Here is a 14,288-nt window from a genome sequence, read left to right on the forward strand (position 1 = left end):
CCCGGTTCGCCGGGGCCTCACTCGTGCCCGCTTCAGCCCCCATGACCCCCATGGCCGCCGTCATGCCCGCCGTGCCCCGCGCCGTGGTCGAACTTCAGCGCTTCCTTCGGCAGTACGACGAAGGGCCGCATCATGCCCATGTCCTCGTGCTCCAGCAGATGGCAGTGGTACATGAACCGCCCGTACGCTCCGTCGAACCGCCCGATGACCCGCAGCAGTTGCCCCGGCGGGACGCGGAACACGTCCTTCCAGCCCCGCTCGTTCGGAGCGAGCGGGATCGGCTTCGCCGGGTCGTACTCGACGGGGGCGACCGTGCCGCCGAGCTGTGGGTCGAAGCCGTCGGCGCGGTACGCGTCCCGGCTCATCAGCTGGAAGTCGGCCAGGTGGATGTGCATCGGATGGACCGGGCCGCCGAGGTTGAGGAAGCTCCACTGTTCGAAGCTGCCCTCGCCGATGGTGATGCCCAGGCCGTCGTTGAAGGTCCGGGCGATCCGCCGGTAGGTCTTCAACTCGCCGTTGGCGTCGTGGACTTGGATGACGCCCTCCGTCGGAACCGTCACCCCGGAGTCCTCGACCTCGGCCATCTCCCAGATCTCCGGGTGGCCGCCGCCGCCGACCGTGCCCGGCGGGGTCAGCACGATCAGCCGGTGCCCGTGCTCGGTGTGCGCGTGATCGATCCGCCGGAAGGACCCCGAGAGGACCTCGGGCAGCACAAAGCCGTCCGGGCGCCCCTTCGCGCCGACCCGGAACTCCATCACCTGCGGGTACGGCACGTTGTTGACCGCGTCGGGCACGCCCGGCGGCTGCCCCCTGCCCTTGTTGACCAGCCGGACCCGCCGCCCGGCCAGCGCCCGGAAGTCGATCAGCAGGTCCATCCGCTCGGCCGGCGCGATGGTGAGCGTCGGCAGCGACGCGTCGAAGTCGACCGGCACCGGGGTGGGCAACAGCCCGCCGTCGCTGCCGATCTGGTGGAGCGCCCCCGTCACCGGGTTGTCGTCCTCGTCCACCAGCACCAGGTCGTAGATCCGGGCGTTGGAGGCGTTGACGAGCCGGAAGCGGTACCAAGCGTCATCCACGTCCAGATACGGCCAGATGGTGCCGTTGACCGTGCTGTACGGGCCGGTGACCGGCGTCGTCACCGGTTTGCCCGTCTCCGGGTGCTTCGGGACGACGATGACCGTCTTGTGCAGCAGCCGGCCGTTCAGCCGCCCGTCCTCGTCGGTGTCCAGGTTGCGGTCGGCGAGGATCAGCGGTATCTCCCGTGCGCCGGCGGGCAGTTGGAGAGCGTCCTCCTCGTCGTCGCGGATCAGGTAGGTGCCGACCAGCCCGCTGTAGACGTTCCACCGGGTGATGTTCATGGCGTGGTCGTGGTACCACCACTGCACCGCCTGGTGGTCGTTCGGGTACTCGCTGAGCTGCGCGTCCCCGTACCCGACCGCGTTGTCCGCCCAGCCGTCGCTGCCGCCGCCGGTCTGTGCGCCGTGCAGATGCGTGACCGTCCAGGAGGGCAGCGCGGCCACGTCCGGATTGGGTTCGGCGCCCCCGCGCCCCGGCTCGGCGGTCGCGGGCGGCGTGCCCGGCGCCCGTACCGGCACCTCGACGGCGGTGACCGGGTACTCCCCCGCCGGAATACGGTTCGTCCAGGCGATCCTGATCCGCTGCCCGCGCCGCACCTCGATGGTCGGCCCGGGAACGGTCCCGTTGTAGCCCCACATCAGGGTCGGCGGAAGCTGCGTGTGCATCCGGACCCAGGTGGGCCGCAGCGCGATCTCGGTCTCCTGGAGCACGTCCGCCGAATCCGGCCGCAGTACTGGCGGAACGGTCAGCGGGTCGACGAACGGAATGAGTTCGCCGCCCGCGCGGACCGCGTCGGCGATTTTCTTGGTGATCTCTTCGGTGAACTCTTCACGGAACTCTTCGGTGATCTCGGACAAGGCCTCTGTCCCCCGTGTTCTCTCGTGCGTGTTCTCTCGTGACCTCTCATAAAGAGAGACCCATAAGGAGGTGACGAAGTTCAGCCTCCGGAAGAACTGACCGAAAACCACTGATCGCGCGCTCACATCCCGCCAACCCAGCGGCCGGTGGGGAGAACTGTGCGCGTGGGCCCGCCAGCGCCTTCCGAGTCGGAGGAGGCGACCGTATGCTCCTGCACCGATAAGGAAGTTACCGTCGGTAAAGGGGCAGGGGCATGGATCGCACGGGAGACACGAGCGACAAGAGCAACACGCGGCGCAGCTTCGTAGCGGGGGCCACAGCGATCGGCGCGACGGTCGGCGGGATGGCACTGGGTACGGGACCGGCGGCGGCAGCGGGGCACGGCGGCGCGGCGAACCACGCCCGATCCGCACAGGCGCAGGGACAGGGACAGGCGCAGGGGGCGAGCCAATCCGTACCGCCCGGCCAGACCGTCGCCATCCTGGGCGGCGGGGTCGCCGGTCTCACGGCGGCGCACGAGCTGATCGAACGGGGATTCCGGGTCACGGTGTACGAACGCAGAGCGCTGGGCGGCAAGGCGCGCAGCATGGACGTGCCCGGCAGCGCGAAAGGCAGCCGAAAGCCGCTGCCGGCCGAGCACGGCTTCCGCTTCATTCCCGGCATCTATCACAATCTGCCGGACACCTTGCGCCGGATTCCGTTTCCCGGCAATGCGAACGGGGTGCACGACAATCTGGTGGCGCCGCGCGAAATGATGTTCGCGCGGACCGGCCGCGAGGACATCCGGATGCCGATCCCCTGGCCCGGAAACAAACCGGCGCGGCTGACCCTCGACGAGATCCGGCGGGCGCTGACCGCGCTGCTCGACACGGTCAGGCATTTGCCGGCGCACGAGGCCGCGTACTTCGTGAACCGCGCCGTCGTCTTCCTCACCAGCTGCGACGAGCGGCGCGACGGACAGTGGGAGCGCACCCCGTGGTGGGACTTCACCCGGGCCGCGCAGATGTCCGAGATGTATCAGCGCATCCTCGTCATCGGCGTCACCCGCAACATCGTCGCGACGAAGGCGGAGCAGGCCAGCACGCGCACCGTGGGGACGCTGGGCGAGGCGCTCGTCTTCAACCTCCTGGGCCGGGGCGCGGACGGGCCGCCGGACCGGATTCTGAACGCGCCGACCAACGAGGCGTGGATCGATCCGTGGGTGGATCACCTCAGGGGTCTGGGCGTCGAGTTCCGGATCGGCTGGACCGTACGCGAGGTGAAGATGGGGTCCGGGCGGGTCTCCGGTGTGACGATCGAAGACCCGGACGAGAAACAGCAGTTGGTGACCGCGGACCACTACATCTCCGCGCTCCCGGTGGAGCACGCCCGCCGCACCTGGAGCCCGGAGCTGCGGGCCGCCGACCCGCAGCTGGGGCGCTGCGACAAGCTGCGGACCGACTGGATGACGGGCATTCAGTTCTACCTGACCGAGCCGACGCCCATCCTGCACGGACACCTCAACTGCATAGACTCGCCCTGGTCGTTGACCGCCATTGCCCAGGCCCAGCACTGGCCCGGACGCGACTTCGCCGCCGACTACGGCGACGGCTCGGCGGCGGACTGCCTGTCGGCGGACATCTCCGAGTGGGACAAGCCCGGCATCCTGTACGGGAAGACGGCCAAGCAGTGCACGCGCGAGGAGGTCGCCCGCGAGGTGTGGGCGCAGCTCAAGGCGGCGCTCAACGACACGGGCAAGACGGTCCTCAGCGACGGCAGCCTGCACTCGTGGTTCCTCGACCCGGGCGTGGACGGTCTCGGCACGCCTAACCCGACCAACGAGGACGAGCTGCTCATCCACCCGGTGGGCACCCTCTACAACCGGCCGACGGCAGCGACCAGAATCCCCAACTTCTTCCTGTCCGGCGACTACATCACGGTCGACATCGACCTCGCGACGATGGAGGGCGCCAACGCCTCGGCCCGGCAGGCCGTCAACGCACTGCTGGACGGCCTCGACTCGGACGCGCCCCGCTGCACGGTCACTCCGCTCCACCGCCCCAAGGAGATCGAAGCCCTCAAGCGCAATGACCGCTTCCGCTACCGGCTGGGCCTGCCGAACGCGTTCGACCTGGGCTGACCACCAGGACTGACCGCGCCCGATCAGCCACACAGACACCACAGACAGGGGAGCCGACGGGGCCCGGCCCGCCAAGCCGGATAATGGGGTCATGTCCACCGAGCCCGGCCCCGCCCCGTCCGCCGCCACCCGTCACGCGGTCGCCGACGCGGTGGCGTATCTGACCGGACACTGGTCGATCGAGCGGACCCTGCTGGACATGCGCACCGGCTCGGCGGGCCGCTTCCGGGGCACGGCGGAGTTCCGGCCCTCCGAGGAGGACGGCTCTCTGCTGCACATCGAGGAAGGCGAGCTGCTGTGGGACGGGACGGTCAGCCGGGTCGGCCGCACGCTGCACCTGTCGCCCCGGCCGGACGGCACCGCCGACGTCACCTTCGCCGACGGCCGCCCTTTCCACGACCTGGACCTGCGTACCGGCCAGTGGACCACCGACCACCCCTGCGCCGAGGACCGCTACGAGGGAACGTTCACCGTCGCCTCCGCGCGCGAGTGGCACCTGCGATGGCGAGTGAGCGGTCCGGCCAAGACGCAGCTGCTGCGCTCGGTCTACCGCAGGCGCGGCTAGGTCGGCACGTGGCGAGGGGGCGGCATCCCGTCGGGTGCAGCCCCCTCCATCTGCCTCGTGCCCTGCGGATCAGCAGCCCGCCGCGTACGTGACGAACGCCGCCCACTGCCGGAACCACGACGCCAGCCCGGTCCGCCGCGTCAGATGGCGTGCCGCAGCCCGCAACACCCCTCCGCAGTCGAGCAGTTCCTCGCCGCGCTCGACGAGATCCCTGGGCGGGAAGCGCCGCCCCTGCTCGATCGAGGCGACGTAGTGGGTGGAGTACTGCACCATCGGCGAGAACTCCTCCTGGGTCATCCCCGCCCTGTCCCGCAGCGCTTTGAGTACCGCTCCGAACGTCCTGAGCGCGTCCGACGTTTCCGGTTCACCGCTGTGACCCGCCATACGAGGCCCCCCTGCACCCTTGCTCTCACTCAACTCACCCATGATCACGCTCCGTTATGGAGGATGTCCAAGCGGTGAGCCCGTACACGGCGGGCTGTACGACCGTCCTCCCTGGTCACGCCAGAGCCGTCAACGCCCCGTCGCAGTTGCGCACCCGGCGGCGGGGCGAGGCGGCGTCTTGCGGGGAGCCTCCGCCGCTCAGCCGGCTGCGCCCTGACGCGCCCCTTGAGATCGAGGATCTCCTGCGGGGGATGCTGGCGAAGGACTCCGAACAGCGGCTGGCGGCATCAGCGGTCTACGAGGCGCTGCTGCCGTGGGCCCATAAGGGGTTCGCGAAGGGGAGCCCGCATCTGTTGACGGCAGACGGTCTGGAGCTCGACCCCTGCCTGCCGTTCAGCCGCCCGTTCGGAGGATCGGCGCGCCGCGGTGCGACGGCGGCCGTGGCGTACACCCCGACAGTGGTCGATCAGCCCGTACCGTCGGCCGCGGCCGCGGCTGCTCCCGCGCCGCTCACCGACGCGGAAGCCGACGAGGCCGCCGGCCGCGCCGAACAGCTCGTCGGAGACGGGCAGTTCGCTCAGGCCGCCGACATTCTGGCGGCTGCTCTGGCAAGGGCTGTGGACGCTGTACAGGTGGAGGATCTGAGCTTGTCCCTGGCACACGTGAAATTCGTCGCGGGAGCACACCGCGAGGCAGCGGAACTCTTCGAGGCCGCCATCGCCGCGTTCACGGATCGCTACGGCGCCGACGACGCCGAGGCCCAGCGGTGCCGCTACTACGCGGCCCAGAGCCGTATGGAACTCCGAGAGTCCACCGCCGCCCTCATCGCCTTCAACGCGTACGCGACGAGCGAACCGGACCCTGACGACCCGGCGTCCGTCACGCTCCACCTCGACGCGCTCGCCCAGATCATGCGCCTGCACGCCGGCGCGGAGCACTCCCCGGCGGCACGGTCCGCCGCGATCACACTGCGGTCCGCCACTGTGCGCCACCTGGGATCCAACGCTCCGGAACTCGCCGAGGTCGATGGATTCATCAGCCGTCTGGGACGGTTCCAACGCTAGGGCCCCTCCCGGCGAGCTGCGACTCCGATCGCATCCGTCTCTACCGGCTCGCCGGACGCTTCTCCCAGGCCGCGGCGAAGGCGGCGACCGGGTCCGCGTCGGCCGGGGCACACGGCCACCACTCGCCGTCCTGCCGCACGTACGGGTACCAGCGGCGGTCCGGGCCGTAGCGCAGTTGAATGCCGGTGCCGCCGAGGGTGAGGCGGTTGCGCCAAGCCTTCAGTGCCACGGCGTCCCGCGCCATGTCCGTCAGAGCGCCGGTCACCGCGGTGCGGGCGGCGGCCGGCGCCGAGGGATCCGGTGTGCTGGGCTCCTCCGCGACGATGACGCCGGTGGCTCCGCCGTACCGCCAGGCCCTGGTGAGCCGGGCGAATTCCACCGGGCGCAGTCCCGTCCCCTGTTGCAGCCCGTGGAACCACTCAAGGCCGCGGTCGCTCGCGGCGATGCGCACCGCGTCCTGGCGCTGGGTGAGCGCGAGGGAGCTGAAGTCACCGGCGAGGACGCGCTGGGCGCGGGCCGCGGCGTCTGCGGTGAGGCCTTCGAGGTCTGCCGCGGCGAGGCCCGAGGAGAGCGGCGGGTCGACCGGCAGGCCTGGCGCGCGTACCGCGGGCCCGGGTGGTTCCGGCAAGCTGCGCGTCTCCTCGGCCCAGCGGGCGTACGCGGCGGCCGCCGGCACCCCGGCGGGGGCCTGTCCGGCGGCGGGGCGGTCGGCGGTGCGGCGGGTACGGAGCTCGGCGAAGATCCGTTCCCGGGTGCGGCCGCGCAGCGCGAAGAGGACGAAGGGGTCGTCGTCGATGCGGGAGGCGATCGCGTAGCACAGGGCGGCTGCGTGCTTGCAGGGGTACCCCCAGTCGGGGCAGGAGCACTCCGGGTCGAGTTCGGTGGGCTTCGGCAGCAGCGGGACGCCCGCTCCGCGGGCGTCCTCGACGAGGTCTGCGGGCAGTTCGCCGTCGAGCAGGGCGGCCACCCGGCCGGCGCGGGCGGCGATCGCGTCGAGCAGCGCCTCCCATTGAGAGTCCGTCAGGACGGGGAGATGCACCGAGGAGCGGTACGGGCGGGGGCGGCTGCCCTGTACCGGGGCCTTGATCCGGCCCGGGGCGACGGCGATCTCGCCGACCATGCCTTTGCGTGCGTAGGTGCGTCCGCGGGAGAGCCGGCCGGAGTCGAGGGTGGAGTCCTCCAGCGCGGCGACCCATGCCTGGCCCCACCACGTGGCGGCGAAGGCGCGCTTGCCGCGCGCGGGGGCGCGGCCGGAGGGGGAGCCTCCCACGCCGGAGGGTGTGCGGGAAGGGCTCATGACTGCCTCCGCAGCGCCACGAGTTCGGCGAGATCGTCGTCGCCGAGTTCGGTGAGCCGGGCCTCGCCGGAGCCGACCACCGACTCGGCCAGGGCGCGCTTGCTGTCCAGCAGCTTCGTCACCTTGTCCTCCACGGTGCCTTCGGTGATGAGCTTGTGGACCTGCACCGGGCGGTCCTGCCCGATGCGGTAGGCGCGGTCGGTGGCCTGGTCCTCGACGGCCGGGTTCCACCAGCGGTCGTAGTGCACGACATGGGTGGCGCGGGTGAGGTTGAGCCCGGTGCCGGCCGCCTTGAGCGAGAGCAGGAAGACGGGGGCCCTGCCCTCCTGGAATGCGGCGACCATCTCCTCGCGGCGGGCCACGGGCGTACCGCCGTGCAGGAACAACGGTGTCATGCCGCGCTCGGTCAGATGGCGTTCGATGAGTCTGGCCATCGCCGTGTACTGGGTGAAGACCAGCACCGCTTCGCCCTCCGCGGTGATGGTCTCCAGGAGCTCGTCGAGGATTTCGAGCTTTCCGGAGCGGCCGGTGAGCGGGCCGGACTGGCGCAGATACTGGGCGGGATGGTTGCAGATCTGCTTGAGCGCCGTGAGCAGTTTCAGGACCAGTCCGCGCCGGGCGATGCCCTCGCTCTCCCGGATGCGTTCCATCGTCTCGCGCACCACCGCTTCGTACAGCGATGCCTGTTCGGTGGTGAGGGAGACGATCCGGTCGGTCTCGGTCTTGACGGGAAGTTCGGGGGCGATGCCGGGGTCGGACTTCTTGCGGCGCAGCAGGAAGGGGCGTACGAGACGGGACAGCCGCTCGGCGGCTTCGGGATCTTCGCCGGACTCGATGGCGCGGGCGTGCCGTTCACGGAAGGCGGGAAGGGAGCCCAGCAGTCCGGGGGTGGTCCAGTCGAGCAGCGCCCACAGTTCCGAGAGGTTGTTCTCGACGGGGGTGCCGGTGAGGGCGACGCGGGCCCTGCCGGGCAGGGCCCGCAGTTCGCGGGCGGTGGTGCTGTAGGGGTTCTTGACGTGCTGGGCCTCGTCGGCCGTGACCAGGCCCCAGTCGACCTCGGCGAGGCGCTCCCGGTCGCGGCGCAGCACCCCGTAGGTGACCAGGACGATCTCGTCGGGGGCGAGGTCGTCGAGGTGGCGCTCGCCGCCGTGGTAACGGCGGACGGGGGTGCCCGGGGCGAACTTCTCGGCCTCGCGCTGCCAGTTGCCGAGCAGGGACGCGGGGCAGACCACCAGGGTGGGTCCGGCTGCCTGGGGGTCGGTCTGCCGGTGCAGATGGAGGGCGAGCAGGGAGACGGTCTTGCCCAGGCCCATATCGTCGGCGAGGCAGCCGCCGAGGCCCAGTTCGCACATCTCGGCGAGCCAGGCGAGGCCGCGGCGCTGGTAGTCGCGCAGGGTGGCCTTGAGGGCGGCGGGCTGTTCGGCGGGGGTACGGGACTCGGGGTCGCGGATGCGGGCGACGAGTTCGCCGAGCGCGCCCACCGCCTCGCACGGGACGCTCTCGCCGTCGGACTCGGCCTGCCCGGTGAGGGCCGCGGTGAGGGCCTCCATCGGAGTCAGTGCTTCCATACGGCGCCGCTTGGCGCGGGCCACCAGTTTCGGGTCGGCGATCACCCACTGGTCGCGCAGCCGGATCAGCGGGCGGCGGGTCTCCGCCAGGGTGTCCATCTCGGCGTCGGTGAGCGGATCGCCGCCGAGCGAGAGCTGCCAGCGGAAGTCCAGCAGACTGTCGGCGTCCAGCAGGCCGCCGGCGGCGCTGCCCGGCGCGGTGTACCGGCCGATCTCGGCCCGGGCGGTGAGCGCCTTGACGAGTTCGCGCGGCCAGTGCACGGCGAGACCCGCGGCGCTCAGCGCGTCGGTGGCATCACCCAGCAGTTCCAGGGCTTCGTCGTCGGTCAGCCGCAGCTGGTCGGGAGTGGCGTCCTGGAGCAGCCGCCCCAGCGGCGGCCAGGCGCGGGCGCCGCGGCGCAGGGCCAGCAGCGTCTCGGTCTCGGCGCGCGGCCCGAGGAGGCGTTCGACGGCCGCGGGGTCGGACCATGCCTGTCCGGCCTCCACGACCAGGGCGGGGTCATGGGCGGTGTGCAGCTGGAGTACGGCGCGGAACTGCTTGCGGCGGCCCTCCGGCGGATCCACCCGCAGCGACACCGTGACATCGGCGGCGAGCGCCGCGTCGGTCTCCTCCGCCCACTCCCGCAGGGCGGGCAGCGGTCGGGCTTCACGCCAGGCGTACGGCAGGTCACCGGCGGCGAGCGGAGCGGCCGGGGTGCGGGCGAGAGTGTCGGCGACGGCGTCGCAGAACTCGCGGACCAGCACAGCCGGTTCGACGATGCGCACCGGGGCGGGGCCCTGCTGGGGCAGGCAGTGGGCGTGCGGCGGGAAGGCCGTGGCGAGTTCGCCGAGCGCCCGGTGGTGCGCCGCGTCGAAGGGGCCGGCGCGCCAGGTATCGTACGCCTCGGTGGTGAGCCCCGGGTAGAGGCGGCCGTCGGCGAGCAGCCGCAGCGCGAATCCGGCGGCCGCGGCCCAGGCCGCGGCGGAAGGGTGTGCCCCGGTGGCCTGCAGCAGTGCGGGTACGGCCACGGCGACCGGCAGCGCCCAGCCGTCGACCGTACGCCTGCGCGCGCCGCGTCCGTGCGGCAGAACCAGCTCGGCGGAGCTCGCCGCGATGCCCTCCGGGGGGCCGTCCTGCGGGGAGGGGCCGACGTCGGTGGGGCGCCACAGGAGCAGCCGTCCGTGCCGCGCGGGCTCCTCGGACAGGAAGACGGCGGCCCAGCCGCCGTCCAGCAGGGCTACCGCCCAGTCGACCGCCTTGGGGTCGGCGAGCGGCGGCAGCTCCCGGGCCCGGGCCCGGGCAGGAGCCGTACCCCTGATGATGACGCGGGCCATACCGGACGTGTTCCCTCCCCTGATTACTTTGCAGCTACTACGTACGCACGCACGTCACTCCAGCACGGACAACGCCGGCCAGGCGAACCCAGGCCAGGGCTTCACCGGCGGGAGCGGGCTTTCTTCGCAGTCGAACATCGACCGCACCGGATCGACGATCCGGCACTGGCCGCGTGCAGAACTCCAGGTCCCGGTCCATGCTCCCGCCCTGCCGCCCCCGTGGCAAACCTGTGCGGGCTGCATGGTGTGAACGGGCTGTCAGTCCGCCCGGCGGCCCAGCTCGTCCCACGCACAGGGCTGTTCGGGGACTTGGGGCAGGCGCTTCCCATCGGCGCTACCGCCGAGGTTGCCGTCAAGAGTGACACGCGGAGACGGCCGTTGTCCGGCGATCACCGGATTTTCCGCCTGTTCCGGGGACACTTCCCAGGTGGAACCCCACATCTCGCCAACTGGGGAACCTGGCACATCATGCTGCGTCTCCGAAGGCAGTGCTGCCACTGAAGACCGCACCGACGCCGCCCCGGATGCCCCGCCCTCAGTCCGTCAGCCCCCTCACCCCGTCAGCCCCGCTCGATGCGCGACGGCGGTGGCCTCGCCCCGCGAACTCACCCCGAGCTTGCCGAAGATGTTCGCCACATGGAACTTCACCGTCGACTCGGTGATGTGCAGCGACTGGGCGATGTCGCGGTTGCGGCGGCCCCGGGCCAGCTCCCCCAGGACCTCGTACTCGCGCGGGTGCAGGTCGGCCACCGGGTTCGCCGCGATGCCGGCGGCGGCCCCCAGCGGGAGGGTGACGGTGATGGTGGTGCCCCAGCCGGGGACGGCGTCCAGGTCCAGGCTGCCGTCGAGGGCGGTGAGGCGCTCGGTGATCCGGTGCACCGCCAGCGCCTCGCGCTGCAACGCGCCGGGCCCGTCGTCGCGCACGCTGACCCGCAGGTCGTCCCGGTCCAACTGCCAGCCGACGTGCACCCGGTGCACCTCGTCCTGCTCCAGCATCGCCAGCACCGAGGCCCGTACGGCAGCCCGCGCCGCGTGCGCGGTGTCGGCGGGCACGGTCCGCTGCGCGTCGGGGGCGCGCAGGTCCAGCCGCACCGAACTGTGGCGCAGCAGCGGCTTGAGTTCGTCGGCGAGCCGGGCGAACGCCTTGTCGGCCGGCTCCTCGCTGAGTTCGCGGTCCAGATCGGCTCCCGCGCGCAGTTCGATCATCGCGGCGACGGCGAGGTCCATCGCGCCGCGCCGGGCGGCCTCGTCGTCGAGGCTGTTCGCGCGCAGCGTGCCGAGGATCGCGGACAGCGCCGAGGTGTGGGCGTCGGTCAGCTCCGCGATGACCCGTGCCCGCGCGCCGGCCGCCGCGCGGGAGGTGGCGGCCTGCCCAGGCGTGGCTTCGGCCATCCGGCGACCTGAGTGGACGGTGACCAGGTCCCACAGTCGCTGCAACACCGTGAGCACCTGCTCGGAGAGCGGGCCCGCGTCGCTGCGGACGACGACCAGCAGGGCCCCGCTGCTGCCCTCGGGAGCGGAGGCCACCGCGAGGACCGGGCGGGTGGCGCCCGCCAGCACGGCTTCGCCCTGCCAGGGCCGACCGACCGGGATCAGCCCTTCCAGCCGGCCCAGCTCCGCACTGGTGATCTTCTCCGCCACGCCGGGCTCCCCCGAAGCCTTCATCGGCGAGTGCGCGCAGTTGCCGGTCAGTTCGGCGACGGCCCGGTGCGGGGCGAGGTCGGCGATGGCGTCCGAGAGGCGGGGAAGAATCTGCGGCAGCGGGGCGCGCAGCACCGTGATCGCGCTGGCGAGAACGTCTTCGGGGGCGGACCAACCATGCGCTTCCATGCCTTCACGATAGACACTCCGCCACCCCTGCGGGCTATTCGTTCGGCCAGGCAGGACTGGCCGAACGACTAGCCGTGAAGCGGGGCGGCAGCGAGCAGGCTGGGGACACGCCGTACACAGCCCCCTTCCGAACTGACCTTCTGACCTACTGACGTTCTGCCCTTCTGACCTTCTGAGCCTTCCGAGGATCGTGATCGCATGACCAAGTCCATCGCCATCAGTGACTACGGAACCGCCGACGCCCTGCGGCTCACCGACACCGAGTTGCCCGCGCCGGGTCCTGGCCAGGTCCGCGTCTCCGTACGCGCCTCCGGGGTCAACCCGATCGATACCAAGATCCGCAGCGGCGTGATGGCGTCGATCTTCCCCGTCGAATTCCCGCACACTCCGGGCAAGGAGGCGGCCGGCGTCGTCGAGTCGGTCGGCGCGGATGTCACCGGCTTCTCGGTCGGCGACGAGGTCTTCGGCCCCACCGCCACCGGCTCGTACGCGGAACTGGCGCTGGCCGACGCCGAGTTGCTGGCGCTCAAGCCCGCCTCGCTGCCCTGGGAGGTGGCCGCCGGACTGCCGGTGGCGGCCGAGACGGCTTGGCGGACGCTGGAATTCCTGCATCTCAAGGCGGGCGAAACGCTGCTGGTGCACGGCGCGGCCGGCGGCGTCGGCACGCTGGCCATCCAGTTCGCCCGCGCTCGCGGTGTCCGGGTCGTCGGCACCGCGAGTGCGGCGAACCACGACTACCTGCGCGGGCTCGGCGCGATCCCGGTCGCGTACGGCGACGGCCTGGCCGACCGGGTACGCGCCGCCGCGCCCGAGGGTGTCGACGCCGCGCTGGACGCGGTGGGCAAGGGCAACGCCATCGCGGTCTCGGTCGAGCTGACCGGTGACGCCGAGCGGGTGGTGACCATCGCCGCCGCGCCGGGCGCCCACGCCCGGAAGGTGCGCTTCTCCGGGGGCGGCCACGACGAGAACCGTACCCGCCCCGCCCTCGCCGCCGCCCTCGCGCTGCACGAGGCCGGCACCCTCCAACTCCCCATCCACCGCAGCTATCCGCTGGCCGAAGCCGCCGCCGCGCACCGCACGAGCGAGCACGGGCACCTCACCGGGAAGATCGTGCTGACGGTCGGCTGACCGGGGCGGCGCTGTGGCTTGATCCGCCGGATCGGGGCCCGGCGGTAGGCGCGCAGCGACAAGCCCTCGGCAGCCGCTATCTCGGCGAGCCGATCGCGCGCGGCGGCGGAGATACGGATATTGGCGTCGGCCATGGTGTGGCTCCTTCCACTCATCCCAATGGGGGTACGGGTACGTACCCCCATCCGTGACGTTGCGCCGGAATCCGTCACGCGCGCGACGCGATCCCATCGGCGGACACCGCCCCGGGCTGGACACCGCCAGGTACGGGCAGCAGCGGCCTCGCGAGTCCGCCGTTCACGCCAGGCGCAGGCCCGGACGGAGCAATTGCGGATGCCGTATCGGTTCCGGTGCACGGCAATGGACAGTGGTGAAACCGGTAGACGGTGCCGCCGCTGAGCTTGGCCGGAAGGGACGACCGTGGATCTCCAGATTCTCCCGCTCGCCATCACCATGATGGTGGGGCCGCAGATCATGTCCGCCATCGTCTTCGTGACCACCCCGCGGGCTGTGCGGGTGTCCCTGGCGTTCCTCCTCGGTGTGGCGATCTCCACGACGCTCGGAGTCCTCGTTACACGGGGGATCTTCGCCCTGCTGGGCAACTCCGTCTCGTCGGGCGACCCGGCCGACAAGGGATCGACCGGAACCATCGTCCAGTTCGCGCTGGTCGGCCTGCTGCTGCTCGCCGCGGTGCGGACCTACGTCAACTTGACCCGGCCCTAAAGGACTCCGTTGGGAAATGTGTAAACCGGCGGAGTCGGGCCGCCCGGACTGTCATGATCGGCCTGTTCGTCGATCGAGGGGTGGGGTCTGGGTGTCGTTGGAGTCGCGGGCTGATCGCGGGGTACCGGAGCTGACCGCGCGGGTGGTGCGTGCGTCGTTCCCGAAGGGAACGTTGGCGGTCCGGATTCGTGAGGCGCTCGGTCCGGTGTTCGAAGATGAGTCCTTCGCTGAGGCGTTCCCCGTGCGGGGGCGGCCGGCGATCTCGCCTGGGGCGCTGGCGCTGGTTTCGGTGCTGCAGTACGCGGAGGGGCTCACCGACCGGCAGGCCGCTGACCAGGTGCGGGCCCGTATGGACTGGAAG

General features: G+C 71.6%; 11 protein-coding genes. 6 read left to right on the forward strand and 5 right to left on the reverse strand.

Annotated elements, in window-relative coordinates; all coding sequences use genetic code 11:
* Positions 1 to 32 precede the first annotated feature (32 nt).
* Positions 33 to 1,889, reverse strand: coding sequence for an O-aminophenol oxidase PhsA (phsA, locus tag QMK28_RS14675; RefSeq protein WP_326437925.1), 1,857 nt, complete (start codon positions 1,887 to 1,889; stop codon positions 33 to 35).
* 299 nt (positions 1,890 to 2,188) lie between these two features.
* On the opposite strand from phsA, the gene QMK28_RS14680 reads away from it, so the two are divergent.
* A complete protein-coding gene (locus QMK28_RS14680) occupies positions 2,189 to 4,054 on the forward strand; it encodes a hydroxysqualene dehydroxylase (RefSeq protein ID WP_326437890.1) in 1,866 nt (621 codons plus the stop codon).
* 91 nt (positions 4,055 to 4,145) lie between these two features.
* Positions 4,146 to 4,619 carry a DUF6314 family protein gene (locus QMK28_RS14685; protein WP_326437892.1) on the forward strand — a complete coding sequence of 158 codons (474 nt, stop codon included), beginning with the start codon at positions 4,146 to 4,148 and terminating at the stop codon, positions 4,617 to 4,619.
* Between the two features lie 69 nt (positions 4,620 to 4,688).
* On the opposite strand, the gene QMK28_RS14690 is transcribed toward QMK28_RS14685, so the two are convergent.
* Positions 4,689 to 5,003, reverse strand: coding sequence for a helix-turn-helix domain-containing protein (locus QMK28_RS14690; RefSeq protein ID WP_326437894.1), 315 nt, complete (start codon positions 5,001 to 5,003; stop codon positions 4,689 to 4,691).
* A gap of 74 nt (positions 5,004 to 5,077) precedes the next feature.
* Between QMK28_RS14690 and QMK28_RS14695 the strand changes: the two genes are divergently transcribed.
* Positions 5,078 to 6,067, forward strand: coding sequence for a hypothetical protein (locus QMK28_RS14695; protein WP_326437896.1), 990 nt, complete (start codon positions 5,078 to 5,080; stop codon positions 6,065 to 6,067).
* Between the two features lie 40 nt (positions 6,068 to 6,107).
* Here the strand turns inward: QMK28_RS14695 and QMK28_RS14700 are convergent, their stop codons facing one another.
* The 3 genes from QMK28_RS14700 to QMK28_RS14710 form a co-directional block, all read right to left on the reverse strand.
* Entirely contained in the window at positions 6,108 to 7,364 is a 1,257-nt protein-coding gene (locus tag QMK28_RS14700; RefSeq protein ID WP_326437898.1) for an SWIM zinc finger family protein, read from the reverse strand.
* Positions 7,361 to 10,246 carry a DEAD/DEAH box helicase gene (locus QMK28_RS14705; protein WP_326437900.1) on the reverse strand — a complete coding sequence of 962 codons (2,886 nt, stop codon included), beginning with the start codon at positions 10,244 to 10,246 and terminating at the stop codon, positions 7,361 to 7,363. The genes QMK28_RS14700 and QMK28_RS14705 overlap by 4 nt, the downstream gene beginning before the upstream one ends.
* Before the next feature lie 552 nt (positions 10,247 to 10,798).
* Positions 10,799 to 12,076: a helix-turn-helix transcriptional regulator gene (locus tag QMK28_RS14710; RefSeq protein ID WP_326437902.1), complete on the reverse strand. Its 1,278-nt coding sequence runs from the start codon at positions 12,074 to 12,076 to the stop codon at positions 10,799 to 10,801.
* A 198-nt stretch (positions 12,077 to 12,274) separates the two neighbouring features.
* Here QMK28_RS14710 and QMK28_RS14715 point away from each other — a divergent pair, with 198 nt between their 5' ends.
* From QMK28_RS14715 to QMK28_RS14725, 3 genes are all read left to right on the forward strand, one after another.
* Positions 12,275 to 13,204, forward strand: coding sequence for an NADP-dependent oxidoreductase (locus QMK28_RS14715; RefSeq protein WP_326437904.1), 930 nt, complete (start codon positions 12,275 to 12,277; stop codon positions 13,202 to 13,204).
* A 420-nt stretch (positions 13,205 to 13,624) separates the two neighbouring features.
* Positions 13,625 to 13,927: a GAP family protein gene (locus QMK28_RS14720; RefSeq protein ID WP_326437905.1), complete on the forward strand. Its 303-nt coding sequence runs from the start codon at positions 13,625 to 13,627 to the stop codon at positions 13,925 to 13,927.
* Between the two features lie 91 nt (positions 13,928 to 14,018).
* Positions 14,019 to 14,288, forward strand: a 270-nt coding sequence (locus QMK28_RS14725) for a transposase (protein WP_326437907.1), incomplete at its 3' end; no start/stop codon positions are given.

Origin of the sequence: Streptomyces sp. H27-D2, from assembly GCF_035828615.1 — a bacterium.
Classification (GTDB): domain Bacteria; phylum Actinomycetota; class Actinomycetes; order Streptomycetales; family Streptomycetaceae; genus Streptomyces.

What these genes read in the sequence shown, in the direction of transcription:
- QMK28_RS14705 (WP_326437900.1), bottom strand. Translation starts at nt 10,246, where the DNA reads ATGGCCCGCGTCATCATCAGGGGTACGGCTCCTGCCCGGGCCCGGGCC.
- QMK28_RS14700 (WP_326437898.1), bottom strand. Translation starts at nt 7,364, where the DNA reads ATGAGCCCTTCCCGCACACCCTCCGGCGTGGGAGGCTCCCCCTCCGGC.
- QMK28_RS14680 (WP_326437890.1), top strand. Translation starts at nt 2,189, where the DNA reads ATGGATCGCACGGGAGACACGAGCGACAAGAGCAACACGCGGCGCAGC.
- QMK28_RS14690 (WP_326437894.1), bottom strand. Translation starts at nt 5,003, where the DNA reads ATGGCGGGTCACAGCGGTGAACCGGAAACGTCGGACGCGCTCAGGACG.
- QMK28_RS14710 (WP_326437902.1), bottom strand. Translation starts at nt 12,076, where the DNA reads ATGGAAGCGCATGGTTGGTCCGCCCCCGAAGACGTTCTCGCCAGCGCG.
- QMK28_RS14685 (WP_326437892.1), top strand. Translation starts at nt 4,146, where the DNA reads ATGTCCACCGAGCCCGGCCCCGCCCCGTCCGCCGCCACCCGTCACGCG.
- QMK28_RS14715 (WP_326437904.1), top strand. Translation starts at nt 12,275, where the DNA reads ATGACCAAGTCCATCGCCATCAGTGACTACGGAACCGCCGACGCCCTG.